Annotated in this window: 20 protein-coding genes and 5 pseudogenes; 14 read left to right on the top strand and 11 right to left on the bottom strand. The window is 51.2% G+C overall.

Annotation, left to right across the window (positions count from 1 at the left end):
- The 8 genes from GVK32_RS20280 to GVK32_RS20245 are packed head-to-tail and all read left to right on the top strand — an operon-like array spanning window position 1 to window position 9657.
- Window positions 1-2112 carry a peptidase domain-containing ABC transporter gene (locus tag GVK32_RS20280; RefSeq protein ID WP_159872627.1) on the top strand — a complete coding sequence of 704 codons (2112 nt, stop codon included), beginning with the start codon at window positions 1-3 and terminating at the stop codon, window positions 2110-2112.
- Complete coding sequence (locus tag GVK32_RS20275; RefSeq protein WP_159872625.1) at window positions 2109-3269, top strand: efflux RND transporter periplasmic adaptor subunit; 1161 nt, start codon at window positions 2109-2111, stop codon at window positions 3267-3269. The genes GVK32_RS20280 and GVK32_RS20275 overlap by 4 nt, the downstream gene beginning before the upstream one ends.
- Window positions 3269-5212: an ABC transporter permease gene (locus GVK32_RS20270; protein ID WP_159872623.1), complete on the top strand. Its 1944-nt coding sequence runs from the start codon at window positions 3269-3271 to the stop codon at window positions 5210-5212. Before GVK32_RS20275 ends, GVK32_RS20270 begins: the two co-directional genes overlap by 1 nt.
- Window positions 5209-6606 (top strand): TolC family protein, encoded by a 1398-nt coding sequence (locus GVK32_RS20265; protein WP_159872621.1) that lies wholly within the window; start codon window positions 5209-5211, stop codon window positions 6604-6606. Before GVK32_RS20270 ends, GVK32_RS20265 begins: the two co-directional genes overlap by 4 nt.
- Entirely contained in the window at window positions 6593-7846 is a 1254-nt protein-coding gene (locus tag GVK32_RS20260; protein ID WP_159872619.1) for a beta-ketoacyl synthase, read from the top strand. The genes GVK32_RS20265 and GVK32_RS20260 overlap by 14 nt, the downstream gene beginning before the upstream one ends.
- Window positions 7843-8649: a MaoC family dehydratase gene (locus GVK32_RS20255; protein WP_159872617.1), complete on the top strand. Its 807-nt coding sequence runs from the start codon at window positions 7843-7845 to the stop codon at window positions 8647-8649. Before GVK32_RS20260 ends, GVK32_RS20255 begins: the two co-directional genes overlap by 4 nt.
- A 17-nt stretch (window positions 8650-8666) precedes the next feature.
- Entirely contained in the window at window positions 8667-8918 is a 252-nt protein-coding gene (locus GVK32_RS20250; RefSeq protein WP_159872615.1) for an acyl carrier protein, read from the top strand.
- A 1-nt stretch (window position 8919) separates the two neighbouring features.
- Window positions 8920-9657, top strand: a complete 738-nt coding sequence (locus GVK32_RS20245) for an SDR family NAD(P)-dependent oxidoreductase (protein WP_159872613.1) — start codon at window positions 8920-8922, stop codon at window positions 9655-9657.
- Between the two features lie 34 nt (window positions 9658-9691).
- On the opposite strand, the gene GVK32_RS20240 is transcribed toward GVK32_RS20245, so the two are convergent.
- Genes GVK32_RS20240 through GVK32_RS20230 form a run of 3 tightly spaced genes read right to left on the bottom strand, consistent with a single transcriptional unit; the run spans window position 9692 to window position 12151 of the window.
- Complete coding sequence (locus GVK32_RS20240) at window positions 9692-10888, bottom strand: HD-GYP domain-containing protein (protein WP_159872611.1); 1197 nt, start codon at window positions 10886-10888, stop codon at window positions 9692-9694.
- A gap of 35 nt (window positions 10889-10923) precedes the next feature.
- On the bottom strand, window positions 10924-11409 hold the full coding sequence (locus GVK32_RS20235; protein WP_159872609.1) for a FidL-like protein: 486 nt from the start codon (window positions 11407-11409) through the stop codon (window positions 10924-10926).
- Entirely contained in the window at window positions 11402-12151 is a 750-nt protein-coding gene (locus GVK32_RS20230; protein WP_159872607.1) for a winged helix-turn-helix domain-containing protein, read from the bottom strand. The genes GVK32_RS20235 and GVK32_RS20230 overlap by 8 nt, the downstream gene beginning before the upstream one ends.
- 171 nt (window positions 12152-12322) lie before the next feature.
- Here GVK32_RS20230 and GVK32_RS20225 point away from each other — a divergent pair, with 171 nt between their 5' ends.
- On the top strand, window positions 12323-12667 hold the full coding sequence (locus tag GVK32_RS20225; protein ID WP_159872605.1) for a FaeA/PapI family transcriptional regulator: 345 nt from the start codon (window positions 12323-12325) through the stop codon (window positions 12665-12667).
- A 767-nt stretch (window positions 12668-13434) separates the two neighbouring features.
- Window positions 13435-14586 carry a lactaldehyde reductase gene (gene fucO / locus GVK32_RS20220; RefSeq protein ID WP_159872603.1) on the top strand — a complete coding sequence of 384 codons (1152 nt, stop codon included), beginning with the start codon at window positions 13435-13437 and terminating at the stop codon, window positions 14584-14586.
- A 332-nt stretch (window positions 14587-14918) separates the two neighbouring features.
- On the opposite strand, the gene GVK32_RS20215 is transcribed toward fucO, so the two are convergent.
- Together GVK32_RS20215 and GVK32_RS20210 are read right to left on the bottom strand one after the other, a co-directional pair.
- Window positions 14919-15611 carry an RraA family protein gene (locus GVK32_RS20215; protein ID WP_159872602.1) on the bottom strand — a complete coding sequence of 231 codons (693 nt, stop codon included), beginning with the start codon at window positions 15609-15611 and terminating at the stop codon, window positions 14919-14921.
- A complete protein-coding gene (locus GVK32_RS20210; RefSeq protein WP_159872601.1) occupies window positions 15611-16594 on the bottom strand; it encodes a hydroxyacid dehydrogenase in 984 nt (327 codons plus the stop codon). The genes GVK32_RS20215 and GVK32_RS20210 overlap by 1 nt, the downstream gene beginning before the upstream one ends.
- A 94-nt stretch (window positions 16595-16688) precedes the next feature.
- Between GVK32_RS20210 and GVK32_RS20205 the strand changes: the two genes are divergently transcribed.
- Window positions 16689-17579: a LysR family transcriptional regulator gene (locus GVK32_RS20205; protein WP_159872600.1), complete on the top strand. Its 891-nt coding sequence runs from the start codon at window positions 16689-16691 to the stop codon at window positions 17577-17579.
- A 202-nt stretch (window positions 17580-17781) separates the two neighbouring features.
- Here GVK32_RS20205 and GVK32_RS20200 read toward each other — a convergent pair.
- Together GVK32_RS20200 and GVK32_RS29565 are read right to left on the bottom strand one after the other, a co-directional pair.
- Window positions 17782-18762, bottom strand: a pseudogene (locus GVK32_RS20200) (IS5 family transposase).
- Window positions 18763-18802: 40 nt separating this feature from the next.
- On the bottom strand, window positions 18803-19009 hold the full coding sequence (locus tag GVK32_RS29565) for a hypothetical protein (RefSeq protein WP_159943642.1): 207 nt from the start codon (window positions 19007-19009) through the stop codon (window positions 18803-18805).
- Between GVK32_RS29565 and GVK32_RS20195 the strand changes: the two are divergent.
- Window positions 18923-19725, top strand: a pseudogene (locus tag GVK32_RS20195) (ISL3 family transposase); the annotation flags it as partial. The gene GVK32_RS29565 and the pseudogene GVK32_RS20195 sit on opposite strands and share 87 nt — an antisense overlap.
- Window positions 19726-19748: 23 nt before the next feature.
- Here GVK32_RS20195 and GVK32_RS20190 read toward each other — a convergent pair.
- The 4 genes and pseudogenes from GVK32_RS20190 to GVK32_RS20175 all read right to left on the bottom strand — a co-directional run bounded on the left by GVK32_RS20190 (window position 19749) and on the right by GVK32_RS20175 (window position 24854).
- The gene (locus GVK32_RS20190) at window positions 19749-20435 is read right to left on the bottom strand and encodes a TerC family protein (protein ID WP_159872599.1); all 687 of its coding nucleotides are present in this window, start codon (window positions 20433-20435) and stop codon (window positions 19749-19751) included.
- Between the two features lie 8 nt (window positions 20436-20443).
- The gene (locus GVK32_RS20185) at window positions 20444-21733 is read right to left on the bottom strand and encodes a CitMHS family transporter (RefSeq protein WP_159872598.1); all 1290 of its coding nucleotides are present in this window, start codon (window positions 21731-21733) and stop codon (window positions 20444-20446) included.
- Window positions 21734-22186: 453 nt separating this feature from the next.
- Window positions 22187-23380, bottom strand: a pseudogene (locus GVK32_RS20180) (IS4 family transposase).
- Between the two features lie 418 nt (window positions 23381-23798).
- The gene (locus GVK32_RS20175; RefSeq protein WP_159872597.1) at window positions 23799-24854 is read right to left on the bottom strand and encodes a fimbrial protein; all 1056 of its coding nucleotides are present in this window, start codon (window positions 24852-24854) and stop codon (window positions 23799-23801) included.
- Between the two features lie 469 nt (window positions 24855-25323).
- On the opposite strand from GVK32_RS20175, the pseudogene GVK32_RS20170 reads away from it, so the two are divergent.
- Window positions 25324-26335, top strand: a pseudogene (locus GVK32_RS20170) (IS110 family transposase).
- 181 nt (window positions 26336-26516) lie between these two features.
- Window positions 26517-26672: pseudogene (locus GVK32_RS29245) on the top strand (SymE family type I addiction module toxin); the annotation flags it as partial.
- Window positions 26673-26715 lie beyond the last annotated feature (43 nt).

The following is a 26715-nucleotide window of genomic DNA, read 5'->3' as shown; positions in this document are numbered from 1 at the left end:
ATGAAAAATATTATCCCTGATATGGTTTTTCAGGAAGAGACCAATGAGTGCGGCCTCTCCTGTATTGCGATGCTGGCGCAAACCCAGAATATTCAGTGTTCTCTCCCGGCATTGCGGGAAATTTTCCCGGCGTCCGATCATGGGACATCGTTGAGCGATTTATCCGTCATTCTACAACAGGTTGGCATTGCCACCGCCCCGGTGCTCTTCGATCACGATGAGCTACATGGGCTGCCATTCCCCTCCATTTTGCACTACGGTGCCAGCCACTATGTCCTGCTGGCCTGGTGCAAGGGGGATTACGTCTGCGTGATGAATCCGGCAATTGGTCAACAGTGGCTGCCATTCTCGGCGTTAAAAAAAGAGATTAGCGGCTATGCGCTGATCCTCGAAGAGTCCCCCTCTGCGGGCGTGATTCCCAATCCTGTTATCGCCGAAGCGCACCAGGAGACGCCGCGGGCCATGAGCCTGAAGGAGACGGCGGCGGTACCGGGTATTTACAAGCTGATGCTTTTAACCTTCCTGGTTGCGTTAACGCTCTTTTTAATGCCGACGATGGTCAGCCGGGCGATTAATCAGGCTTTCTCTGACGCTCAGAATACGGAATTTCCTTATCTGTGGTTCATCTTTGCCTTTTTCGTCTCTACGCTGTTAGCGCTGGGCGTCAGGGTGATTAGCGAGCGTTTTATCCGCCGCTTTGTGTTGCTTAATAGCGATATTGGTTTTTCGCGATTGCTGAATAACCCGCTGCGCTTTTTTGAAAAGCGTGCGCCAGGTGATGTTTTCAGCCGCTTTATTGCCTGGCAGAGCGGGATGCTGCAAAAAATAGAGCTGGATAATGGCCTGCGCTCAGACTGGATTATTTGCGTTATCGCTATCGGCATCATGTTCTGGATCTCCCCGGTGCTGGCGCTGATTTCCGCCGTGGGTATTGTGGCGATGGGGCTGATTAGCGTCTGGGCGATATTCCGCGACCGCTGGTATACGCAGCAGCTCCAGCTCAAAAGCGCGGTGCTAAATGACTTTTTTATGGAGACCCTTCAGGGGGTATTAACCATTAAAACCGCTGGCCTGGAAACCCAGCGTAAGGCGCAATTTGCCCGCTTGTCGCATGATCTTTTTACCTGCCTGCAACGGCAGAAAGTGTATCAGCAGGTGAAAGAAGGGTTGTATCAACTGACCGGCAGCCTCGAAATGGTGGTCTTTATGCTGGTAGTGCTGCCGCTGGTGCATGCAAAACAGATCTCACTGGGCGACTTCTTTGCCTACAGCTTTTTGCGGCAAATCTTTACCTCTTACGTCACGCGGATGTTCTATGCCGTTATCCGTAAGTCGCAATTGCATGTAATTGACACCCGCGCGCAGGGATTGTTTACGAAGCATGAGCTTGCTTCCCCCCTGGTTTCTCCGCTCAACGGGACTGCGGTTCCACGGCTGGCATTTGACCAGGTGAGCTTTCATTACAGCCCGCAAAGGCCGGTATTAAACGCGGTTGACCTCATACTGGAGCCTGGCGATCAGATAGCTATTGTTGGCGATTCCGGTGCTGGAAAGAGCACTTTGCTGCGGCTGATGACCGGGCTTTTTCCAGCACAGAAGGGGCGGATTTTGCTGAACAATGCTGAGGCAAGCGCTCCACAACTGACCTCGCAGGTGTGGTTGCAGAGTCAGGAAGACATCCTGTTTAACGCCTCGGTACTGCAAAACATCACCCTGTTTGACCCGTGGTACAGCGGCAGCGACCGTGGGCGAGTGGAAGAGCTGATCGGTAAAATGGCGCTGAGGCCGGTGGTACAGGCGCTGCCCGGGGGAATGGAAGCGCTGATTCGCGAGAGCCACTCCGCGCTCTCTTTAGGCCAGCGTCAGCGGCTGATGTTGGCGAGGGCGCTCTACAGCACCCGACCGATTTTACTGTTCGACGAACCAACCGCCAATCTTGATGATGAAACCGCAGAAACGGTGATTGCCGCGCTGTGCCAGCACTGTCGTGAACAGGGTAAGACGCTGATTGTCGTGACCCACAGTGAGCTGATTGTGAACCACTTTGCGCAAGTATATCGCCTGAACGAAGGTGAGCTGCGCGATATCGGACAGGGAGCGCCAGGCCAATGATGCGAGGATTATTACGTCAGCGCAAAACGTGGCTGTTTGTGCTGATCGCGATCGTCGCCATCATCGCCGCCGTTTTTTATCAGCGCGCGCTGCCGGCGCAGGCCGAATCGCTCTATACCGTCGCCCTCGATCGTGGAGATATTGAAAAAGTGGTACTGGCGAGCGGCATCATCAAACCAGCCGTCCAGGTGAGCGTCGGCGCTCAGGTCAGCGGGCAGTTGCGCAAGCTGTTTGTTCGTCAAGGAGATCGGGTGCAAAAAGGGCAACTGCTGGCCGAAATCGATCCGACTTTACAGCTTTCAGACTTACGCAACGCCACCGCGCAGCTGGCCAGCGCCAGAGCGCAAAAGTTAGCCTCTGAAGCGACGCTGGTGCAGTACCGTAAAGCGCTGACCCGCGAGCAGGCCATGAATCGCGATGGCTCTGGCGTAAACGGTGACCTTGAACAGGCGCAGGCGCAATATGCCGCGCAGGTTCAGCAGATTGCGGTCAATGAGGCGCAGATTGTGCAAGCGGAAATGAGCGTGCAGACCGCCAACGCCAACCTCGGCTATACGCGCATTCTCGCCCCTATGGACGGCGAAGTGCTGGGTATTGTCACCCGTGAAGGGCAAACCATTGTCTCCTCGCAAATTGCGCCGACAATTCTGGTGCTCGCCGACCTCGATAAAATGCAGGTGCAAACGCGCATTTCCGAAGCTGATATCCAGAAGATCCATCCCGGACAGCCGCTGTGGTTTTACGTGATTGCTGACCCGCAGACGCGTTATGAGGGAGAGCTTGGCTATGTCCAGCCCGCGCCGCAGGAGGCGCTGGAAGAGCAAAACTCCGGGGCTTCCGCCAGCAATCAGCAAAGCACAGCCATTTACTACAACGGTACCTTCGAGGTGGATAACCGCCAGCGACTGCTGAAAACCTCGATGACTGCACAGGTGTTTATCCGCATCGCGCAGGCCAAAGAAGCGCTGCGGGTGCCGGTCGCGGCGCTGGGACGTTCGCTGGGCGATGCGCGCTATCGGGTGGTGGTGCAGAAGGCGAAGGGCAGCGAGGAGCGCACCGTTCGCATCGGCATTAACGACCGCCAGTACGCGCAGGTTCTTGAAGGATTGCAGCCCGGTGAGCGGGTGGTGATCCCGCAGGACGCGGGGTCAATCTGATGGCGAAGCCGTTAATCCAGCTGAACAACGTCACCCGCTCTTTTATCGCCGGAACGCAGAATATTCCGGTGCTGAAATCGGTGTCCCTGACCATTATGCCTGGTGAAATGGTGGCGATCATGGGGGCTTCCGGCTCGGGTAAATCCACGTTGATGAACATTATTGGCTGCCTGGATAAGCCCAGCAACGGCGAGGTGTATATCAACGGCATTGCCACTCATCTGGCTGATAGCGCAGCGCTTGCCGAACTGCGTAGCCGCTGGTTAGGGTTTATTTTTCAGCGCTATCACCTGATGCCTTATTTAACGGCAGAAGAGAATATCGCTATCCCCGCCTTATACACCGCGATGCCCGCAACTGAACGTCAGGCGCGAATCGCGCTGCTGGCGGGAAAACTGGGCATTGATACGCGCTTAGGGCATAAACCCGCGCAGCTCTCCGGCGGGCAGCAGCAGCGGGTCAGCGTGTGCCGGGCGCTGATCAACGGCGCGCAGATTATTCTTGCTGATGAACCCACCGGAGCGCTGGATAGCGCCAGCGGCAGGGCGCTGATGGATGTTCTGCACCAGCTTAACGCCGATGGTCACACGGTGATTATCGTGACCCACGACCGCGAGGTGGCGCGGCAGGCGCAGCGGATCGTCGAGATCAGCGATGGGCAAATTGTTGCCGATCGCACGAATTGCGCTCAGGACAAGCGTGATATTCAGCGGCTGCCGACGGTGCAGGATAACGGTCGGGCTTCGCTGTCGCGAAGCGTAGGCGAGTCGGTACGAATGGCATGGCGTGCGTTGCTGGGCCATCGGATGCGCGCCTTTTTGTCGATGCTGGGGATTATCATCGGCATCTCATCGGTGGTTTCTTCGATGGCGGTAGGTGAAGGCGCCCGGCAGACCATCATGAACGAGATTGGCAAACTGGGTAATACCACGCTCGAAATTCGCCCCGGTACCGGCTGGGGCAGCAAGCGCCCGGATATGGAACGGGCGCTGTCGCTGGAGGATATCACCAGCCTCAGCAAGCAGCCCTGGGTGCTGGGGGTGTCGCCGATTGTCTCCAGCATGACCACCGCAGTGCGCCAGGGCCTGGATTCCTCGATGATCCTCTCCGGGGTTTCCGCCGACTATTTCTCGTTGCAGGGAATTCGCTTTATTCAGGGCAACGGCTTTACCCTGAGCGACGTCAACGATCGGGAGCCAGTACTGGTGCTGGATGAGACCAGCAAAGAGACGCTGTTTCCCGGTAATGAAGATCCGCTGGATAAAATCGTGCAAATTGCCGGTGGGCCCTGGCGGGTGATTGGCGTTGCCAGCAAGCCGGGGCCGAAAGTGGTCAGTGGGTTTATGTCGGCGTGGATCCCCTATACCTCGCTATTACAGCGGATTTCCGGTGATAAGCCGCTGGAGGCGCTAACGCTGCGCTTTCAGGAGACGCTGTCGCCGAGAGAGGCCGCGGAGCGTGCGGAAAGGCACCTTATTCGCGAGCACGGCAAAAAAGATTTCTTTGTCCAGACCGACGAACAGCTCGCCAACGCACTGCAAAAAACCTCCGATTCTATGTCGCTGCTGATCACCGCGATTGCCGCCATTTCACTACTGGTCGGCGGCGTTGGGGTGATGAATATCATGCTGGTTTCCGTTACCGAGCGAACCCATGAGATCGGTATCCGACTCTCGGTCGGCGCGCGTCCCTCCGACATCATGCATCAGTTTTTGATTGAGGCGGTGATGATCTGCGCGCTCGGCGGGCTGACGGGGGTCATTGGCTCCTGGGCCGCCGGGAACCTGTTTGCTCTGCTGACGCAGGAGTTCTCGATGGTCTTTACCTGGCTCCCGGTGGCAATGGCCTGCGGCTTTTCCGCCCTGATCGGCCTGACGTTCGGCTATTTTCCGGCGCGGCGAGCGGCGCGACTCAACCCGACGGAGGCGCTGGCCCGCGAATGAAATTAGGTACTTTTTTACCGTTGATCCTGCTGCTCACGGGCTGTGGGAACCTGACCCGCAGCGACTATCAGCGACCGCTGTTGTCGGTGCCGGAAAACTGGCAGCGAACAGAAGGGCAGAATATCGCCCCTTCGCAGGTGGAAGATGGCCGATGGTGGGATCGCTTCGGCGATGAGCGTTTGTCGCGAGTGATTGGTCAGGTGCTGGAAAGCAATAACGATCTGGCTGCTGCCGCTTTAACTCTCAAGCAGGCGCGCATTTCTGCCGGGCTAACCCAGACCAATATCAGTCCAGACGCGACGCTCAACGGCTCCGGCAGCAATTCGAAGCCGTTAAATAGCGGGCGTTCGCAGGAGAGCTACAGTACCTCGTTGTCGCTGAGCTATGAACTGGATCTCTGGGGCAAGCTGGCGCGGGTCCGCGAACAAAGTGAGTGGGAAGCAGTTGCCAGCGAGCAGGATTATCACGCGACGATTCTGTCGACGATTGATACCACCACGCAGCTGTACTGGAACATCGCTCTGCTAAATCAGCAAATGGCTTATCAAGAGGCGAGTCTCGATATTGCCAGGCAGACGCTAGCGCAGGTTGAGTCCTGGCAGCGGGCGGGGAAAGTCGGACTACTTGATGTTCTACAGGCCCGGCAGACGGTTATCAGCCGCCAGAATCAACTGCTCGCCCTGAAGCAGCAGCGGGCGATTTCGCGCAACGCGCTGGCGCTGCTGCTCAACCGCCCACCGTCGCAGCATACCGATGAGGCCCATGCGCTGGATGTTCGCCAGCACGTCGTTATTGCCAATGCCACGCCGTTGGCCGCGCTCGCCAGCCGTCCGGATCTTCAGGCGGCGGAATCGCGCCTGCGTGCGGCGCTGGCGGGCTCAGATGCCGCTCGGCTGAGCTTCTATCCCACGCTTTCGTTGCAGGGGACGCTTAGCGCCGGAAGCCAGATTTTTCACCAATGGTTTAACGATCCGCTACGGACCGTCGGCGGCAGCGTGAGCGCGCCTTTTATCCAATGGAATACGGTACAGCTCACCGTGGAACAGGCCAGCGTAAAGGTGCAGCAGGAGGCGGTGAACTTCCGCCGCACGGCCTATACCGCGCTGTCGGAAGTGGACAACGCCATGGAGAAACGGCTAAACGCCGACGAGCAGCGAGAGCGCCTGCTGCAATCGTTGCAGCTGGGCCAGCAGCGCCTGACGCTCACCGAGAGCCGCTATCGTGCAGGCGCGGTGGACTATCAGACCCTGCTGAACGCCCAGGATGCGCTGCTTGATGTGCAGAACAGTCTCGCACAAAACCAGTACGACTACCTTTATGCCACTTTGCAGCTCTGGCTGGCGCAGGGGGGCAGTAACCCGCAACAGAGGACATCCCAAAATGAGTCACAGTAAACCCCCTTATCGCGTGGTGATTACCGGCTATGGCGCGGTGACTCCCCTTGGCGACAGCGCCGCCGAAAGCTGGCAGGCGATCATGGATTATCGACATGGCTACCGCTATGTCGATCTCTCGGCTAACGGTATCCATACCCATTTTATTGGTCAGGTGGAGAACGAACCCAGCCTCAAGGGCGTTCCTGCCGCAATCCGTCGGCGTCTACCGCGCCACGCACGCCTGGCGTTGGCCGCCGCGCGTGAAGCCATGGCGATGGCCTTTGCCGGTGAATCGCCTGCCGCGTTCTACGATCCGCTGATGTGCGGCGCGATCATCGGTTCCGGCTGGGCAGGGCTGGATGAAAGCTATCTGGCGGTACCAGAGTTTGAGAAAAAAGGGGTCTCTTCACCCTTTAGCTGCTTTTTCTCTATGCCGAATGTGACCACCGCCGCTTGTAGTCAGCTGTGGAATCTGCGCGGCTATCAAAATACCCCGGTCGCCGCCTGCGCCACCGGCACTATCGCCATTGGCGAGGCCTATGATGCGATTCGTTTTGGCCGTGCCAGCATGATGCTCGCCGGGGCCGGGGAGTCGTTGAACAGCGTCTGCGCTATCTGGAATATCGATGTGCTCGGCGCGCTGAGCCGGGAAACGGAATCGCCGGAGCGGGCCAGCTGCCCGTTTAGCCAGCAGCGCAGCGGGTTTGTGCTTTCAGAAGGGGGCGCGGTGCTGTGCCTGGAAGAGCGTGAGAGCGCCATCGCACGCGGGGCGACGATCCTCGCGGAAGTCACCGGCTATGCCAATTTCTCCGACGCAGTGGATTTTACCTCTCCGGCAGAGGATTGCGTGGCCCGCGAGCAGACCATCCGCTGGGCGCTGCGCAGCGCGGATCTCCAGCCCGCCGATCTCGACTATATCAACGCCCACGGCACCTCCACGCCGCTTAATGATATTAACGAAACGCAGTCGCTGAAAAAGGCGCTGGGTGACGAGGCGTATCGAATCCCGGTTTCCAGCACCAAATCCTACTCCGGGCATCTGATCGCCGCGGCGGGAAGCTTCGAGACCATTGTCTGCCTGCAGGCGATGGCGGCTGGGATCATGCCCGCGACGGCACATTTAACCCAGCCCGATCCACTGTGCGATCTCGACTATATTGCCGAAGGGCATCGTCAGGGCGAGATTCGCCGGGCGTTGAATCTGAGCTTTGGCTTTGGCGGCGCGAACGCCGCGCTGGTGCTGGAGAAACACGCGTGACGCGACTGCGCTACACCCTTGCCGATGCTCATCAGTGGGCAGCATTTTCCGGTGATGACAACCCCATTCACTTCGACCTCGCGGCGGCGCGCGCGATGGGGGGGAGCCAGTTGAGCGTCCACGGGATGCGCGCGCTGCTGGATGTGAAACGTGATGTTCAGTCGCGGCTGGCATATCCGTCATCCAGCGCTGAAGGTTATCTGAAATGTCAGGTACGCCTGCGCAGGCCGCTGTGGTGCGATACCGACTGGCTGTTGACGACGGGAACGCCGAAAAACCGCGTGTTATCCGTCGCATCGGTTACGGATCCGCAGAATGATGAAGTCTGCTTGTCGTGCCAGATGAGCCTGGCGACTGAGCCGGAATCGCTGGTGGGGAAACAGCTCAGCGAACTTGCTTCTAAGACGCTGCTCGCACTGCAATCTCACTTCAACAGCGCCTGGCCCGACCTGGCGCAGTGGCAATTTCTTGATGCACTGCTCTTCCGCCAGCTGATTAGCGATAAAGCGCTGCTGGAGCAGGAGAACATTGCGGCCCTGCTCGGCCAGGGAGAAACCTCGTTGCAGCAAATTTTTACCCGCTATCCGGTGCTGCAAACTCATCAGGAGGTCATTTTTGATGCCCGACTGATGGGCAAAGGAGTACCGATCTGGCCCGAATCTCTGTCGCTCTGGCTGCTGCCCTCGCTGGTGGTAGGCCAGGTTGAACAAGGTGCGCTGGTGCGTATTTCGGCGGCAGCGCAGTTGAATGACCTGATTATGACCAATGTAATTACGCTAAAGGTTGTCCCAATTAGTAATTGATAATTAAGGATAATATTATGATTTCGTATGATGAAGTTCTGCAAAAAGTCTGTGAAATGATCTGTGATGCCAAAGACCTGGAGCCCGATGAGGTTGATGAGAATACGCCCCTTGTACGGCTGAAATTAGATAGCCTTGACTACGTCGAACTGATGGTACTGGCAAAGCGTGAATTCAACATCACGCTGGAGGCGGACTGGTTTATTCACAACCCGGGGATCACCCTCGGCGAGCTATGCCAGCACATCAGCAAAGAGTCAGGCAACTAATATGGCGCAGAAATGGATACTGGTTACCGGCGGCAGCCGCGGCATCGGGCGAGCGCTGGTGACGGGGTTGGCGCAAAACTGGAGCGTGGTGTTTACCGGGCGCAGCGAAGCGGCGATCAACGACATCCTGGCTCAGGTACCGGTTGGTGATTCATCCTGCCGGGTGCAAGGTTTCATCTGTGATGGCAACGACGAAGCGCGAGTTGAACAGCTTGCGCAGTCGCTGCTGGCCGAGTGGGGGGCGCCGGAGGCGATTATTCACAATGCCGGAATTGCCCGAGATGGTCTGCATATTCATCAGAATGCGGCCATCTGGCGCGAGGTGCTGGAGACTAACGTTATCTCGATGACTCACTGGAACCGGGTGTTATTACCCGCGATGATGGTACAGCGACGCGGTTCCATCGTGATGATGTCATCGGTCAGCGCGTTAAAGGGCAACGTGGGTCAAACGGCTTATGCCGCGAGCAAAGCGGCGATGGGCGGCATTGCACGGTCACTCGCGCTGGAGGTCGGGCGCTTTGGCATCAGGGTCAACTGCCTGGCTCCGGGCTTGATTCGTACTGAAATGCTTGAAGAGATCCCGGCACAGAAATTGAAAGAGATGCGCCAGTCGATACCGCTGCGTAGATTGGGTGAAACGGATGATGTGCTTCAGGCGGTGGCGTTCTTAATCGGCGAGGGGAGTCAATATATCACCGGGCAGACCCTGGTACTGGACGGTGGACTTTGTGCCTGAATATGACCAGTCCGGACAATCGGCAGGCCCGGTCCTAAGTGGGGGGCGCGAGTTGCTCTATACGCGCCACTAACACTTTTATTTCTGCGGCAGTAGCGCGATAAATATGAATAACCTGCGAAGAATATTGTGCGACCAGAGACATAATAAACAGATGCATTTCATCCCCATGGTTATGCTTAATTAACTGAGCCAGTGATTTCTCTTCCGCTCGTGGGCCAGTTAACGCATAAACTACCTGGCGACTGACTGCGATAAGTACTGCTTCCGGTACCTGCGTTTTATAGCTTAATTTATACGGGTTGGGGCTATTTTGCATAATACCCCACTCGGCAATATCATCAATTCCTTCAATTGGATAGAGTGAGTGCAGCGCTTTATCTGGCGAAGCCGAACCCTTATGCGGCGGGCTATGATCCAGACACGAAATATTATGCAATAACCCACCAATCTCTACTTTTAGCGTTTGCGTTGCGCTCATTTCCATTTTCGTAGCCAGAAATCCGGCAATGCGTCCGACGGCTGAGGAATACCACGGTGACTGCTGGCTGAATTGATCGATGACAAAAGAGAGCAGCTCAGAAATATCGCGTAGGTTATGTAAAGAGATAGTGTCGTTATGAATCTTTGGGATTTCTTTAATGTAATCCCGATAGTCAGAGGAGGCCATCACCGACCAGAAGTGTTCGTTTGATGAGAGCATTCTGAAGGCCTGAATATACTCTTCCTTATAGAGTATATTCGCTCCGGCAGTAACAATTTCGAGGAGTTTCTTGCCTAAGAAGGCCACATGACTGGTGCGATGCTGGCAATAAAGGACATCCAGCCGATCGGCAAAGAACAGCAGATGGCTTTCTTCGGGGACCAGTTCCCCTTCGATGTAATGCCCCAGGCCATTGCGCCAGTGGGTATGATGGTAGCGAACAATCCTGTTCAATGGGCGAAAAAGCGGAATTCTGCTGAGTAATTCGCTGCCAATGAGCGCATGGTTGTTATGCTCATCATCAATGTAATTAAGCGGTTCAAGACGTGATTTTTCATTTAACCCACCGACATCATGGATGAGGGCCGCAAGAATGGTTTTACGCCGCTGAGCCGGTGAGAAATGAACTAAATTAGCCAGATGTGATGCGATAAACGCTGTTCTGACATGATGCAGATTCAGCTTGGGGTTTATCATATCAATGGTATTTGCGATGCTGGCTAATGTAGGAAGTAAATGTATCGTCATGATATCGTTATAATATAAAGTTAATGAAATAAATCTTAACGAGTTATTTTTTTTCGCTCGCAGCCATATTGCGGAAACGTTTGATTGCCGAATAAAATAGTATCATCATTGACGCGGTTTATATAGATGATTCTATCATTACTTTGATCGCTAAAGAGGATTTGTTGAGCGATATCTTCAGGCGTGTTATCGATGTTATGGCGAGTTATCTTGAAGCTGGTGACATGAAAAAGATGACTGTTATCCGAATTTTTTTGTAATGTGAAAGCGATGCTGCGTGAGATAATGTATTTATTTGTATTGCTGGATAGCAATCCTTCCAGGTTGATTATGAGGTGGTCTTTTGAAAACTCTGAAGATAGCAAGCCTTGTGAGCGCAGAGTATTAGAATTTATCTGCTGAGTGAAGTCAAATTGTGATTTACAAGAAAGTGACGTAGAGCTATTGATCCGAAAGTAAAAAATTAAAAATATAATCACTATTAGTATACAGATACCAAATGCTAAGAAATATTTACGCATTTTTAATTTCCTTATAGTAGTGACTGTGGCACTGCTGACTTTTAATACTGCAGTCGAGTATGAATATATCCATGTAAATCCCCAGCCCACGCGCCTCATTAGTTTGTCGCTTGAAGAAGTAGACTTTTTTTGGTGTCGAGCAATCAAGTCCGGAAGGTAACAGTTTGTTATTGTTGATATTATCTGGTATTTCAGAACCAGAGATGACATCTGGAGTGTAAATGGTGCATTTATCTTGCGTGATGAATGATTTAGGTGATTGTTTTTTATTGAAAAAATAAAAAATAAACGCCAGAATGCCCACAGAGAAAAGTAGAGTTAAAGCAAGAGCTTTACGATGTTGCCAGATGACACTGCGCTTAGGTGGTTCAGGTGAAAGGACCGGGAGAGTGAAAGATGTGTGGTAATCACTATCGGTGGTAATAATAATTTCATTAGAAATTTTAAAACCGATTCGTGGCACGGTAATAATCATATCCTTCTCAATACCAAGGTCGGAAAGGCTACGGCGCAGCGTTGATATGTATTGATTGAGATTGCTATTAGAAGGCCTCGCACCATATTTTTCAAAAACCGTCTGAAGAATATCAACACGAGAGATAATATCCCCCCGGTATTGTAACAGGCTACTAAGAAGGCGAGTCGATGTGGCCGATAGTTCAATACAATCGCCAGTCAACAAGTTGACCAGAGAGGCCTCCTCAGTATCAAAAGTAATAAATCCCTCTATATCGAACCGCATTTTTATCTCCACTCGGAATTAAAAATTCACTCTTTACATCAGTGTTTTTATCATAAAAAAAAGTGAATTTCAGATAAATGTACTATTTAGATTGAAATTTAAAGCTAATGTTGCCGTCTTTGTGTGGTCAATCCATACTGTCGTTCGTTGAATGACAGAAGGAGCTGACGCATGAAGATTGTAACTTCATCCTGTACCCCTGATTTACATCATGGTTCTGGTGCTGCTGCTGAAGGCTTAAGGCCATTGATGACCGCCATGGGTATCAATAAATTCTCTGGAGTGAATGTACCAGAGCAGGAGTATATTCTTATCGTATTAAAAGAACATGAGCCTGAGGGGCTACTTACTCGTGAATTAGCCGATAAATGTGAAATGTCAATATATAAAGTAAGACATTTACTATTGCCTTTGGAGACGTATGGCCAGGTGATTAGAATAAAGATTAAGAAACATCATAAGTGGTATTTTTATAATAAACATATTGACATAGGAAGTTATACTAACAAGAGGTAGATATGTTTGCAATAAAGATGGCTTTTTTTAGAGGGATTTTTATTCTTTTAATGTTTTTTAATAATTAAAACCTCGCGAAGTGACGGGAATATTCTTAATGGTGCTATCATCAACTATCTTAAATAGAGCGCGTTACTCTTTAAAGAGCCAGTTAATATTCAGTTTGAGGGGAGGTGATTCTAATGAAGAAATTTAATGTGAGAAGGTTATTGACGGTAATTGACTAATTGTTAATTATGTGTTGATGTTGTTTTGTTTATGTTGCAATTTGCCGGTTTTGTAATCGAACTCAATCTGTGTATGCTGCATGTGTTATGTCAGAAAAGGTCCGGCATTATTTTTCAGACAGTGATTATTATCTAAAGGCTTTTTTTAGTTCCACTGCTTCTCCAGACGCGTTCGTCTCCCAATCTGTTTATCAATAATTTCATGCAAAGTTGTCACGATCGAGAATATCTGTGATGACAAATCACTTTTACGAAAAAATTACGTGATCCAGTTCAATAATATTCAGCGTGAGATAGGCAGTCTTCTGGTTATTTATGCTGACAACTGTGGAGTGTGAGCGCTATTAGTCATGGTAGCCTTTGCATTCCAATATACTGGACAAAATTTACATGATATTGCCGGTAAGTTAATGGGTAGAGCAAGAGGACAGGGCAATTGAGATGTTACTTGATATTGAATAATAAAGCGGCAGCGTTAATCACGTTACTGTATGACGAAATATTATTGTTATCAAACACTCAGCTTGAAGGGAGTAAGAAATGGCTTACAGAATGATTTTAAACGAAACCTCTTATTTTGGTGCGGGATCGATTAGCTGCATTGTCGATGAAGTCAAAAAGCGCGGCTTCAAAAAAGCGCTGGTGGTCACGGATAAAGATCTGATTCGCTTTAAGGTTGCGACAAAAGTATTCGATATCCTCGACAGTGCCGGATTGGCCTACAGCATCTTTGATAGCGTGATTCCCAACCCGACTATTGAGGTTGTTCAGCAGGGCGTTGAAGCGTTTAAACAATCGGGTGCAGATTACCTGATCGCCATCGGCGGTGGTTCACCGCAGGATACCTGCAAGGCGATAGGGATTATCATTAATAATCCTGAGTTCGCCGATGTTCGTAGTCTGGAAGGCGGGGCTGATACCAAAAATGCCGCCGTACCGATGATTGCTATCCCGACTACAGCCGGCACCGCTGCTGAAGTGACCATCAACTACGTGATTACCGATGTCCAGAACCGACGCAAGTTTGTTTGCTATGACCCGCACGATATCCCGGTTGTGGCGATTATCGATGCCGAAATGATGGCCAGCATGCCTGCCAGCCTGAAGGCGGCGACTGGCGTCGATGCGCTGACTCACGCGATCGAAGGTTACATCACCAAAGGTGCATGGGAATTAACCGACATGATGCACCTTAAAGCCATCGAAGTGATTGGTCGTTCACTCCGTGCCTCGGTACAGGGCGATGCGCAGGGCGCGGAAGGCATGGCGCTGGGGCAATATATTGCCGGAATGGGCTTCTCTAACGTTGGTCTGGGGCTGGTTCATGGCATGGCGCACCCGTTGGGCGCTTTCTACGGTACGCCGCATGGTGTCGCCAACGCGGTGCTGTTGCCGCATCTCATGGCTTACAACGCTGAATTTACCGGTGAGAAGTATCGCGATATTGCAGTGGCCCTGGGGAACAAGCCGGCGGCGACCTTACCGATTGCCGAAGCGCGTCAGGCGGCCGTTGAGGCCGTGGCGCAACTTAACCGCGACGTTAATATCCCGGCGCGTCTGCGTGATGTGGGTATGAAAGAGGAAGATATCGATGCCCTCGCCGCCGCCGCGCTGGCGGACGTGTGCACTGGCGGTAACCCGCGCGATACGAATCTGGAAGAGATTAAAGCGCTGTATCGGGCGATTTTCTAAGGTAGCAATCTCAACCGTAGCCGGTAGAACTGTCTATCGGCTACGGTGTTATTTAGACTGGGCGTGTACGCTATATCCGAACTCGTTTACATCCAGTCATCAATCTCTGTCTGTTTTAGCCTTAATCTTGTCAATGGCGGTGCCGTTTTCCGACATCGCTTCATTAAGGACCTTAACCGCCGTGCTGGCATCGCGATTTTTAATCGATAGATAGATACGGAGTTCGCGTGTAGAAAGAGCATCCGTTGCCCAAGCCGCACTCCTACAGTGCTACAGAGAGTAATAGGGGCGTAGAAAGGGGTGTCGCCACCCCAAAAGGTTTTATATATGACTCAGACCGGGCAGCCTTTGGCGCGCAGTAAGCTATTGAAACGTTCGGGGTCGGTAGTGCCTGAGGAGTTGTTTGCGCGGATCTCCTCTTCACGCTGTGCGTGTTTTTGCACCTTCGGTAACAGGTCTTTCAACTCGTCGTAAGGAATGGCAATCACACCGTCAACGTCGGCAACGATTAAATCGCCAGGATTGACGAGCATACCGGCGCAGGAGATGGGGATATTGACCTGGCCTGGACCGTCTTTACTTGGCCCACGCAGCGTATTACCGCGCGCATAAACGGCGATACCGCCTTCAGCCCATTCGTTCAGATCGCGGATTGCGCCATCGATCACGAAGCCGACGATCTTTTTGGTCAACGCAGAGGTGCGCATCAGTCCGCCAATTAAGGCCTGGGTGAGATCGCCTGAACCATCAACCACAATGACGTCGCCCGGCTGTGCCATCTCAATGGCTTTATGGATCATCAGATTATCACCAGGTCTGACTTTTACCGTAATGGCGGGTCCACATAGCACCACGTTGTTATCCGCGTGGTAGGCCTGCAGGCCGATAGCGCCTACGCTGCGGCCCATTGCGTCACCAATGTTGGGCACAGGCAAGCGGCTGAAAGCCTCTATGGTGGCGGAGTCAGGCACGTTGTCCCGTGAGCCGATAAAGTAGCCAGCGGGCCACTCGCTGCGAGAAGTCATTATTTACTCTCCTTATTCATAGCTTCAGGATTTACACAGGCACGGATGTTGATCCGCTGCTGTTGTAAAAAGTCGAGACACTGCTGTGCGGCAGAACGGGCCACGGCATCCAGCGCTTCGGGAGTGGTTCCACCAATGTGTGGAGTCATAACAATGTTGCTGAACTGGCGGAAAGGGTGGTCCAGAGGCAGAGGCTCTATGGCTACAGTATCAAGGCCGGCTGCGGCCAGTTTGCCGTCGGTCAGAGCCTGCGCAAGGGCCGATTCGTCAATCAACTCTCCGCGCGAAGTATTGATAACGATGGCGCGGTCTGGCAGTTGGCCCAGAGTGTCGGCGTTGAGCATCAGGCGGGTGGCTTTGTTTACCGGGCAGTGCAGGCTGATGACGTTGCTCACTTGCAGCAGCTCTTGCAAAGAGGAGTACTGGACCGCGTCGGTATTGTCGCTTCCCTGCGGGATGGCCGGGTCAAAAAATGCCGTGCGCATGCCGATAGCCTTGGCAATGTGAGCGACGCGACGGCCAATTTCACCATAACCTATCAGTCCCAGCGTTTTTCCATATAGCTCAATACCCTGGCTGCTTCGAGTCCAGCGACCTGCGGCGATCTCCTGCTGGAAGAAAGGCAGTTGGCGCGCGGCGCTCAGCATCAGGCCGATAGCCAGCTCTGCAACGGACTGTGCATTGGTTGCCGGAGTGGTTAACACAGGTATACCGTGCGCAGTGGCAGCCGCAACGTCAATATTGGTCACGCCGACACCGTGCTTACAAATGATTTTAAGTGAAGGACAGGCCTCAATGGCCTTAGCCGACAGCGACACTGTACGGGAGATGACCGCATCATAGGCACGCGTGGACATCAGCTGTTCAACTTCTTTGTCGTCGTTCGCATCCTGCAAGTAATCCACTTCGCAGCCCGCGTCCGCTAAGACCTTGCGGCCTGCGGCACCGAGAGCCGGTGCGGTCATTAAAAACTTATAGGTCATACTCTACTCCAGTGCTATTTTTACTCATATTGGCACTGTTAAAAGATAAATAATAACGCCATAATTTTATTTATTGATTCCTATGAGGAATGGAATGGAACTGAAATACCTACACTATTTACTGGCTATTCAGGATACAGGGCATCTGGGACGCGCTGCTATAACCCTTGGTATCACTCAACCTGCTCTAACAAAATGCATTCAAAGACTGGAAAAAACCTATGCCACGCGGCTGACTTTAAAGGTCGGCAGAGGGATACGTTTGACCGAAGCGGGATTGCTACTTTGTGAGCGGGCTCAAAAAATTGTGCAGGATATGGAAGTTACTCAGCGTGACATGAGCGCCCTTGCCGAAGGAACTGCGGGGTATATTCGCCTCGGTGCGGCGGCAACGGCGGCAGAATTCATGCTGCCTCAGCTTGCTAAACGTCTGCTTGAAGAGGCGCCGAGTGTGCACCTGGATGTGAAAGTCGGCATGAATGACCTGTTGCAAAGCACCATGCGTGAGAAGCAGCTCGACATTATTTTGGGTTTTTTACCCGAAACTAGCAGCGAATTCATCTCCCGCCCCCTGCTTGATGACCCGGTGGTGCTGGTGGCGAACAAGGATCATCCACTGGCCGGTATACACCCGACCTCGGAGCAGTTGGACCGTTATAACTGGCTGCTGCCTTCCCGGAAGGTTGCGATTCGCCAATGGGTGGAACAGCGACTGAAACTTGGAGGTTACCCGCCGCCGAGGATCCAGATAGAGGCGAATTCGATAGCGACACTGCATTCGGTGATTGTTGAAACCAACCTGCTTAGTTTTATTTCACGACGCGCTCTGGAGGAGAGCCAACATGCCATTCCACTGGTTGAAATTCCGATGCCTCTATTAGTGATGCCGCGAACCTTTGGTCTGCAGTTTCACTCCTGGAGCGAACTTTCACCCGTTGCGCAAAAGTTTGTGCAGATTGCCGAGAAAATCTGGAACTACCAATAGCGGATAAAAAAGTGAAAAGTGTTGCGCTTAATTTGTCCTCTGGTAAACAAATGACTCAGGAAGGTGCGAATAAGCGGGCTATGTCTTCCCAACTGATTCGTTGGTTTAAATTTCTCGTGTCTGAACTGATTTTTTCTCCCGCAAACACCTCGAATTAGCCTATTTAGGCCATTTTCGCCATTTCAGGCGTTTTTCCCGGTTTTTAGTGAGCTCTCTCCCATTGACGTATCATCTGGTCCACCCGAAACAGGTTGGCCAGAGTGAATAACATCGCCAGCTGGTTATTGTTTTTCAGCAGCCCCTTATATATGGCTTTCACGAAGCCAAACTGCCGCTTGATGATGCGAAACGGGTGTTCTACTTTGGCCCGGATGCTGGCTTTCATGTATTCGATGTTGATGGCCACCTTGTTCTTACGCGGATGCAGCTTCAGGGTTCTTACCTTGCCAGGGCGCTCAGCGATCAGCCAGTCCACATCCACCTCGGCCAATTCTTCGCGCTGCGACGCTCCCTGGTAGCCTGCATCGGCTGAGACAAATTCTTCCTCTCCATGCAGCAGGTTGCCTAACTGATTGAGATCATGCTCGTTGGCTGCGATGGTGACCAGGCTGTGAGTCAGGCCACTCCTGGCATCAACACCAATGTGGGCCTTCATACCAAAGTGCCACTGATTGTCTTTCTTGGTCTGATGAATTTCAGGGTCGCGTTACTGCCGTTTGTTCTTGGTAGAGCTGGGTGCTTCAATGATGGTGGCATCGACCAGGGTGCCCCGGGTCGTCATGACGCCTGCTTCGGCCAGCCAGTGATTGATGGTCTTGAACAATTGGCGGGCCAGCTGATGCTGCTCCAGTAGGTGGCGGAAATTCATGATGGTGGTGCGGTCCGGCAGGGCGCTATCCAGAGATAACCTGGCGAACAGTCGCATGGGGGCGATTTCATACAGAGCATCCTCCATCGCGCCATCGCTCAGGTTGTACCAATGCTGCATGCAGTGAATACGTAACATGCTTTCCAGCGGGTAGGGCCGACGACCATTACCCGCTTTGGGGTAAACTGGCTCGATGACATCCATCATGTTTTGCCACGACAGCAATTGGTCCATGCGGGAGAGGAAAATATCTTTTCGGGTCTGACGACGCTTACTGCTGAATTCACTGTCGCCGAAGGTGAGTTGATGGTTCATGATGCCCCCTGGAGTGTAGCTCCGGATGAACATCCTGATCTCATATCACAGACTTATTCGCACCTTCCTTAGGTTCATCGCGGATAAGCGTGAACCCATAGAAAACGGCGGTAAAAGTGGTTAGTTTTGTATTCGCCAAAACACTCACCAGCCACTTAACCGCCGTCTGCAACGGGAACTCAGGGAGCCTGAACGGCACACACTGCGCCGTCTGATAACGGATGAATTCGCGCTGTTTAAAGGCCATCGTTACGCCACGGTTGTGATAGATGCGGATACAAAACGGGTGCTGTGGGTTGGCGAAGATCGCAGCCGGGTGGCCTTCCGTCCGTTCTTCACCTGGCTGGGTCAGGAAGGTTGTGCCGCTATCGAATCTGTCGCGATGGACATGAACACAGCGCTGGACCTGGAGGTGAGAGCGCAGTGCCCGCAGGCGGAAGTGGTCTATGACCTGTTCTATGTTGTGGCGAAGTTCGGCCGGGAAGTTATCGACAGAGTGAGGGTCGACCTGGCGAATCAGTTGCGTGACCACAGCAAGGCACGGAAGGTCATCAAACGCAGCCGCTGGTTGTTACTGCGCAATCCGGAGAATCTGCCGGTTGGACATGAAGTAAAACTGGCCGTGTTGCTGGAGGCGAACCAGCCGTTAAATACGGTGTACGTGATGAAAACAGCGCTGAAAGAGCGGTGGTATGCGCCGGATAAGGCAGTTGCACAGCACGCTGGGATGAGTGGTACAGGCAGTCACAGGAGAGTGGCATCAGGGCATTGCAGCACTTCGCGGAAAAGCTTAAGGGTTACGTGAGTGGCATAATCGCCAGTGCCACGCATCGTCTGAATACCAGCGTACTTGAGGGAATGAATAACAGGATCAAGGTGATAAAAAGGATGGCATATGGATACCGGGATAACGACTACTTTTTTATGAAGATAAAAGCGGCGTTTCCCGGTAAAGTGCGATGAACCTTTTTTTATGGGAAGTGAAACTAGTGGCTGTTTTTCTCGGCCAGTCTGCCTTTACCCATGCCAATGGCCAGAACCAGTAGCGCTCCGGCGATACCGGCAAAGAGCGGCAAGTGGTTGATAGACGCCATCTGCAGATGCGAAATTGCCGGGTCGGTCACAAACATGCTTCCTGCAATCCAGCCAATGAGCGCGCCACCGAGCATGATGATAATCGGAAAACGGTTAATTAATGCCAGTACCAGCTTGCTGCCAGCAATGATTATCGGGATGCTTATCACCACGCCTAGCGCCACCAACCAATAGTTGCCTTTACCCGCTGCGGCAACGGCCAGCACGTTATCCAGTGACATCACTACATCTGCCACGACGATGGTCATCGACGTCTTCCACAGACTGGTGGCACTTTTAATGTCACTCTCTTCCTCTTCGTTAGCCACCAGTTTAATGCCAATCCAAAGCAGTAAAAGGCCGCCAACCAGTTTGAGGTAAGGTAAATCCAGCAGTTTAACCGCCACGATCAATAAAACTACTCGTGCAACAATTGCGCCGGCTGTACCGATAATAATCGCCTTGTTGCGTTGATGAGGCGGCAACTTTCGGCAAGCCATGGCAATCACCACCGCGTTATCGCCACCCAATAGCAGGTCGATTACGATGATTTGTAGCAGGATGAAGATGACGTCCCATTGACCCAATAACCAAGTCATAAAACACTCTATGCAGCGTAGAAAGGAAATATCCCGGTAAGAAGTGAAACGACAATCATGAGTAAACTACTTACCAGAGACCATTTAAAGGTAAAGTATTGATTCTCGGAATAATCGAGTTTCAACATACTGACCACCAGATACGTTGACGCGACCAGCGGGCTCAGAATATGCACCGGTTGCCCCATGAGTGACGCACGCGCCATTTCGATGCCACTGATGCCGTGATGTTTTGCGGTATCAGCTAACACCGGCAGTACCCCAAAATAGAACACATCGTTGGAGACCAACCAGGTCATCGGAATGCTCAGTAGCGCCGTCACTACCGCCATATAGGGACCGAGTGCATTCGGGATCACCTCCAGCAGTGCGCTGCCAACCGCGTTGACCATGCCTGTTCCGGTAAAGACTCCGGTAAATACCCCAGCGGCAAAAATCAGACTGGATACCGCAAGAATTGGCGGGGCGTGCTGCTCGAGCTGCTCTTTCTGAGCCTGCAAGGCTGGAAAGTTAACCATCAGTGCCAGACAGGCGGCAATCATGAACAGATAGCTTAATGGCAACACTTCGACACATAAACCAATAATCAACAAAATCGTTAATGACCAATTAAAAATGAAGGTTTTCGGCCCCCGTGACCGGCCCTGCTCGTCGAGGGTATTCTCGGCGTTGAAGTTCAGATTAGTCCCCAGACGTGCGCGCTCTCGGCGGCCAAAGATGTAAGCCAGAACAAATGTCCATACCGCACAGGCTATCAGGGCAGGGATCATAGGCACAAACATGGTGCCAATATCGACGTGCATTGACGTGGCGGCTCGCGCCGTTGGCCCACCCCACGGCACCATGTTTCCCAACCCTGAGACTTGCAGTAACAGGCAACATACCATGGGTAAGGAGAGGCCGAGGCGCTTGTAAATCGGTAAGAAAGCCGAGAGTACGATGATGTAGATAGTCGCGCCATCACCGTCCAGCGCCACAATAAAGGCCAGTAGCACAGTGCCGAGGAAGATCATAACCGGGTCACCTTTTACCGCTTTAATCACGCGTTTGACCAGCGGATCGAACATCCCTGCTTCGGTCATGACCATGAAATAGAGCATGGCAAAAATAATCATGACACCGTTTGGTGCAACGGTTTTGATGCCGTCCATCATGTATTTACCGAGGTGGGCGTAGAAACCGCCGATCAGGGCAAAAACAGTCGGAATAATGATCAGGGCCGTTAATGCTGAAAGCCGCTTGGTCATTAAGCAAAAGATAAAGAAAATGAGCATCAATACACTCAGGATCACCAGCATCGCTTCATTCCTCAGTAGGGGGAAGTTAAAAGAGTTTTGTTAAATCGGTGTTTTAGTTGTTTGTTTCTTTTGGCTTATTTTAAAAGATTATGTCAGCAACAGTGAGGGAAGAGTGGTATCTGGTTTTATGAATCAATTCCTGTTGGGAATGATAGGGCATAAAATTTCATTGAATTTATAAACAAAAAGCAGGGGGGAGGGCGTACAAACGGCTGCCAGCCTTGATAGTCGGGGTTTTCTGTTTCGGTGCTCTGCTTGAGCCTGGATTGAAAGTGGTGAGTAACCTTGTAAAAATAAAGGTTTTTTTCGGTGAAATTGCGTTGTGACTTTGTGAGCAAGCACAAAAAATTCAACAGACAGGAGAACATCGACGGAGCCTGTCAGTAATTCTGTGTAACTGCCAATGTATTAAAGGTGATCGCTCAGGCGCTGAGGGATCCCCATAAATCAGCGCTAATAAACCAACACCATATTCTGGTAGGTTTTGGCCAGGTGATTAAGAACGGTGCCCAGCACCGTTCGTTTTAAAATTAGCGGTGTGTGTCGTAAGACATTCTCCGCTAACGTCAGATACGAGATTACCCGGCGCGTTTTAATGCTGTTGGCCTGGTATCTAAGATGCAACCCTTTATTTTCCGCGTGATAACCAATAAGCCACAGCACTATTGTGCTCAGTGTCGCCAGTAGGCTCAGCACCAGCACTCTTCCTGCCGAACGGCTGTAACTGGCACGCAGGCCGAACCCGAACCGCTCGCTTTTTTCATCCCGGAAGTTCTGCTCGATCTGCATTCGGCGGCTGTATAACTTCATGATTTATCGCGGCTTAAAGTCATTTGTGCTACTGAATATTAACCACGGTTCTTTTGCCGCCGAGCTGGCATCTTTTATCTGTGATGATCTGGCTATACCACAGCGAGAGCGTTTATTTTTCCGTCCTTTCGGCTCTTTTTTATGCAAATAAAAATGACCATCGCATCGGGCATATTTTGATCGGGCAAGCGTTCCCGGCCCCAGATATTCCGGTTTACTACTGGCCTGCAATTCCTGACGCCGGAACCAGTATTCCCCCTTACTGTCCAGCCGCATCCGGACATTGCCTCTGATGCGTCCGATAAAATCCCAGCCGAGATATTTTATGTGCTGGAACCCGTCATTCTGGAACCCTGCGTCCGTGACGATGATGACCCTTGCTTTTGGGTTTACCGCCTCGAAAAGAGTATTAAGAAAAGCTTGCTGTACCTTTGCGTTTTGCTGTTTTTCCAAAGGAACTATCCAGCTCAGCAAGGGCATCGAACGTCCGTCGCAAATCAGGCTGGTACGGAGCACGTGATGCTTCTGAGACGGATAGCCACTCCAGTCAACAGCGATGACACAAAGAGATAGCTGGCTCGTCAGCATGGCAATAATGTTTCTGAAAATCAGTGGGATACCGCGGTGAAAAGATTCATTGTCGAGCAGTCGGTCAACGCGTTTGATTTTATTTGTGACCTGAGCCGTGCCGGGTAAATAACGCCCGATACTGGTCAGCGTCAGTGATGCGCCATTGATGAGAGCAATGGTGGCATCCAGCAAAGCATTTTGTCGGTATTTGTGAAACGGTGCTAACGCGTCACGGAAAAAACTCTGACATACCTGGCGAGCAGGCATAGAGGCGATCTCATTGAATTGGTTGCACAAATCAGTAGATCACAAAACTCTATGCCTGTCTTTTTTTACCCGCCCATTACTGGGGATCCCTCAGCGCCTGAGCGATCATCTTTAATACGATGGCAGTTACACAGATTTATTTACAGGGTCAAGTCCGGATCTATGGCTGCAATTGATGACCAGCAAACCTACCACAACATATTTATACTCGTCATACTTCAAGTTGCATGTGTGTTGGCTACGTTCGCTCACCCGAATCACTTACTGGTGTAAGCTCATCGGGATTCACTCCCTTGCCGCCGTCCTGCAACTTGAAATATTTAGAGTATAGCCTGGCAAACAGGAGGCGACCATTCCATTAACAAAGCCGTATCAATAGAAACGTAACTAACAATGCGGTTTATCATGCACAACTGATTCAGGAAAAATCAACCCGAAGGTAAGCCAGCGTTGTGAACACTCCTTCTTTAGGGATATTACCTGTGGTGCCAACCGGGTAGGCATATAACGTCACATTTGAGCGATAGCTTTCATCCAGTTTAAATGGAACAATGCTGCTGCTATTATTTGGTATTAATGGCACATTGTCTTCATTAGTAACAACGACTCCCACATCTTTATTATCAGACTGAATAGCATTAGGAATATTCGTTGACGGACTCCCCTCAATGCGCATTGTCAGATTGGCTGTTGCACTCATATCGTTACATTTAATCGGTATATTGATTTGTTTCGACGTATAGTTGTCTGGTTTCTGCCCTGCCACCTTAAAGTCAGTTGCATAGAGTGCCCCTAAATCAACAACAACTTGAGTTCCAGCGTTAATAACGCAGTTTTGAGGAACGGTGACGGTACCATTCAGATAAATATTTGTTGTCGCAACCGGCCCATGAGATGTACCGCCGGTATCACCCATATTCCAGTATGTAGATGCCACCAACACATTGTTGATAGTTGACTGTCCGACTATTGATTTTTTTAAACGGACAGAAACCTGAATAACACCCCCCGTATTGTTACCACCCAGGCTTAAGTCCATCGTAGTGTTGCAGTTATATTGATCGGTGTCGCTATAATTTTTTTTTGGACCAAAAGGAACTGAAGAGTAACCTGTACGTGTAAATATTTTTGTCGCTACCTGCATTTCTTTATTTCCTGGGATGTCATAATAAATATAATCATCCACAGTTTGTGGGTTGCTGAGGGTCGTATCCCCCCATAACCAGATATTCCTATAGGGACCACCAGAACAGGTGCATGTCATCTTTGCATTTTGAACACCAGAATTCAAGTTTCCGGTAGAGAGTGCAGTGCCAGGAATGTTCTTCTCGGGATCGGTTACACTCATATTGGAGAAGTCATAGCTGGCTGTAGATGGACCACTGGCCAGAGAGCAAAAGCCATCATCAGCATAGACTGATTTTAATGATAATATGGAAATAACTGATAATACAATGGCTATATATTTCTTCATTATTCCTTTGCTCCAAGGATTGATGGATTTTCTTGTGTGCACGCTCAAGATAACATTTATATCAACCATCTGTGCTTAGTCTATTAATAGGCTTCAATAGGTGATACATAGCACTTACTCATAAGACGCCTCTAAGCAAAGGTTGTGTCCCGACAAGAAAAATCTTCATGACCATTATTAATGGGCGGTGTTCAAGAAAACTTCCGTATAATTTTGTATATATAATACACAAAATCAGGTGAAAATGAAAGGGGGGGGAATGAAATGGTAGCGGGAATAATTGATTGAAAAACACCTAACTCAGTGTTTTAATATATTTTTTTAAATTCATTTAATATTGACATTCATTATTTCGAGTTTTGGTAGCCATCACAATATGAAAGTGGGCTTTGTTAATGGAATGGTCGCCCCCTACATCTTATGCCACAGTGGGACGATAAATCGTCACTACCTGAGCGGAGCGGCCATCATGAACGTTAAGACTATCGGCATCGATTTGGCAAAAGAGGTTTTCCAGGTCCACGGAATTGACGAACACGGCAAGCGGTTGTTCAACAAGCAACTCAAACGAGCAAAAATGCTTTCCTTTTTTGCCAACATCCCTCCATGTTTGATGTGCTTCTGCCCACTTTTGGGCCGGCAAACTCATGTCGATGGGCCATAACGTCAAGCTGATGGCTCCTCAGTTCGTCAAGCCCTATGTCAAAACCAATAAGCATGATGCTGCAGACGCAGAGGCTATTTGCGAAGCCGTCACACGACCCAACATGCGGTTCGTGCCGGTCAAGACCCCTGAGCAGCAAGCCGTATTGTCGCTTCACCGGAGTCGTCAGAGTTTCATTAAGCAACGGACCGCTCAGGCGAATCAAATTCGGGGACTATTGGCTGAATTTGGCATCGTCGTGCCCCGGGGGATCCAGCCGCTACAGCGACAGTTACCTGAGCTCCTGGAAGATGCTGATAACTCGTTGCCATCTCTGTTCCGTGTACAGCTGAGTCTGTTACAGCACCATATGACATATCTGTTCGATGTCATCGCTACGCTCGACAAGCAGATTGAGCAGTGTTACCGCCAAAATGCGCTATGCCAGCGTATCAGCAAGATCCCAGGCATTGGCCCGATCACCGCCACCGCACTAATTGCGACTATCGGCAACGCCAGCAATGTCGAAAATAGCCGACAGTTGGCAGCCTGGCCAGGGCTGGTTCCACGTCAGCATTCAAGTGGTGGCAAACACGTCTTGCTCGGGATAAGCAAACGAGGGGATATTTATTTACGAACCTTACTCATTCACGGCGCCAGGGCTGTGTTGCAGTCGGTCAAACGTAAACAGGATGCTGTATCGGGATGGGCCAGTCGACTACTGGCACGCCGGAATAACAACATTGCCTCGGTAGCATTGGCTAATAAGAATGCGCGGATTGTGTGGGCACTATTGGCAAAAGTTCAGGAGTACTATGCACCAGTGATGAACGTTTAAGTATCTGAGTCAGTAAGACGGAAACAACACCACCGATTGTTCAGGCAAGCATGACGTGATGGCAGGACAGGTCAGACCGTGATGGGGAAAACCTGGTTTATTCAACGCATGACCTGATTCTACTTATCACTTCCGCTAAAAATGGGGGATTACCGTTACAGGATTATATAACGTGCGCGTTTTAACCCGGGCAGGCTTTATCAACGGAATGCCTGTCAAAATTAGCGCAATGAAAGACTGTATTGTGATCACGCCCCAACATACTCGAGAATTATGGGGATGCCTGGAAGGGATAAGTGTGGTGAATATCAATAAACAAAAAATCGCTCAGTGGTAAAAAACATTTCCGGGGGCGTTAAATGATACAGGCGATATCCCGA

It is taken from the genome of Klebsiella sp. 18074 (genome assembly GCF_902705905.1).
Lineage (GTDB): Bacteria > Pseudomonadota > Gammaproteobacteria > Enterobacterales > Enterobacteriaceae > Klebsiella > Klebsiella terrigena.
Note: the sequence above shows the minus strand (reverse complement) of the source record. Positions and strands in the feature narration are given on the sequence as shown.